Origin of the sequence: Clostridium sp. CAG:43 (genome assembly GCF_000434655.1) — a bacterium.
GTDB classification, from domain to species: domain Bacteria; phylum Bacillota; class Clostridia; order Lachnospirales; family Lachnospiraceae; genus Otoolea; species Otoolea fessa.
This window is the reverse complement of sequence record NZ_FR895084.1, coordinates 16,376-17,074: the sequence shown is the minus strand read 5'-3', so window position 1 is coordinate 17,074 and position 699 is coordinate 16,376. Positions and strand designations below refer to the sequence as shown.

The 699-nt window shown below is 56.9% G+C and carries 1 protein-coding gene; it reads right to left on the bottom strand.

Annotated features, from left to right (window positions below):
• Positions 1–676, bottom strand: a 676-nt coding sequence (locus QVO97_RS06885; RefSeq protein WP_369678391.1) for an aminoacetone oxidase family FAD-binding enzyme, incomplete at its 3' end; no start/stop codon positions are given.
• Positions 677–699: the final 23 nt, after the last annotated feature.

Here is a 699-nt window from a genome sequence, read left to right as displayed (position 1 = left end):
CGCGCGCCGCAAAGCGGCTGACCTGGAAAACCGGAATCCCCGAAATACCATAATCCGTAAGCTGCACCTCGCCCTTGTCCTCCGCCAGCTTTCTGCCATCGCTGTAGAGTATCACAGAGGCATCCGCGCGTACTCCAGCGAGCTGTTTAAAGAACTTTTCCGGGCAACGAAGCTGAACCAGTGCCGGAAGCGGCTTGATGATATGGTGTCCCAGCCGTTTCGCCAGCTTATATCCGCTTCCATCCGAACCTGTACCCGGTGCCGCCTTGCTGCCGCACGCCAGAATCAGCGTCTCGCCCGAAAAGCTCCCCTGGGACGTCTTCACTTCAAACCGGTGTTTCGCATCTTCGCGCGGCGTGATCGAGAAAACTTCACATTCCGTCACCACCTGAACCGACTCCCGCGCAAGTCCCAGACGGAGTGCATCTAAAACAGCGCTTGCCTGCCCGGAATATGGATACAGATATCCGTCCCGTTCCCGCGTCAAAACGCCGAGATCCTCAAAATATTCCAGTGTCATCGGAAGCGTAAACGCCCCAAGCGCCTTCCATGGAAAATCCGGCTGACCACTGCGGTAGCAGAACGGCTCCTGCAAACGGTTTGAAAGGTTACAGCGTCCATTGCCGGTAGACAGGATCTTCTTGCCGACCCGGTCTTTATGTTCCAGCAGAACCACCTGAGCGCCCTCCCTGGCAGCAA